We start from the raw sequence: 962 nt of genomic DNA on the forward strand, positions 1-962 counted from the left end.
TTTGGTCATAAAAAAACACCTCCAATTGTTAGTTAGTGTCCAACAATTGGGGTGCAGTTCACACCAAACTTCGTTTTTTCGACGTATAACGCATTACATGAATTATTAATAGTTTCATAAAACTGATCCACAACATTCCCCATCTCTTTATATCTTCGGAAACTTTGCAACAGAACCTCCATACTGATTATGCTCCTTTTTTAGAGTAGTAGTAGTATCAGTATGTCTAAGTTTACTAGATTTCTTGCACCAGAATCGTTTACTTTGTATCTTGGATAATTGTTTGTAAAATAGATTCCCATATGTCAGGATCGTCAGGTAAGAAATGTCCTGCATCTTTCATATAATGTGTTGTTATATGAGGGGTCACTAAGGCTAATTTTTTTATTTCTTCTATTGAAGATAAAGTGTCGGCTGTACCATGCCAAATATGGATAGGGATAGAAATATCTTGAAAATTAAACCCCCAATATTTTGCTAAGAGAGCAGGTTCTGCTACTGCTTCATCTACACTATTTCTTAACGCCTCTTTCATATGGATCATAGTTAACTTAATATCTTCATCTGTTTGAAGATATTGTTGATCCCATTTGCATAAATGGGCATTCCCCTTTTTCATCCCCTGTATATATTTTTCAGGGTTCTTTTCCATTTGCTTTTTTTGAGTACGATACACCCATTTTAATAGCAAAGGTAATCGTTTGGAGAGAAAGAAAGCAATCCGATTTTCACGGCACATACTAGCTGGCGGCTTCTCATTCTCAAACGGAGTTGCACTAGAAACCATCTGTACGGATTGTAAACGTTCAGGAATTTTATAAGCACAAGCAGCTGCATAAGCGCCTCCTCCTGAAACACCTATAATAGAAAAAGTTTGGAGCTTTAGTTGATCTGCTAATTCATTTACATCTTCTGCCCAATCCAGAACAGTTCGATTCCGTTTCGGATCAGAGAGCCCGTAA

The 962-nt window shown here is 36.7% G+C and carries 2 protein-coding genes; both read right to left on the bottom strand.

Translation table 11 applies throughout. The features are described from left to right. Positions 1 to 32 precede the first annotated feature (32 nt). Positions 33 to 182, bottom strand: a complete 150-nt coding sequence (locus tag LOK41_RS28240) for a hypothetical protein (protein ID WP_241819388.1) — start codon at positions 180 to 182, stop codon at positions 33 to 35. 77 nt (positions 183 to 259) lie between these two features. After that, positions 260 to 962, bottom strand: a 703-nt coding sequence (locus LOK41_RS28245) for an alpha/beta fold hydrolase (protein ID WP_241819389.1), incomplete at its 5' end; no start/stop codon positions are given.

The sequence above is a fragment of the Bacillus sp. TL12 genome, from assembly GCF_022625245.1.
Taxonomy (GTDB): Bacteria; Bacillota; Bacilli; order Bacillales; family Bacillaceae_G; genus Bacillus_A.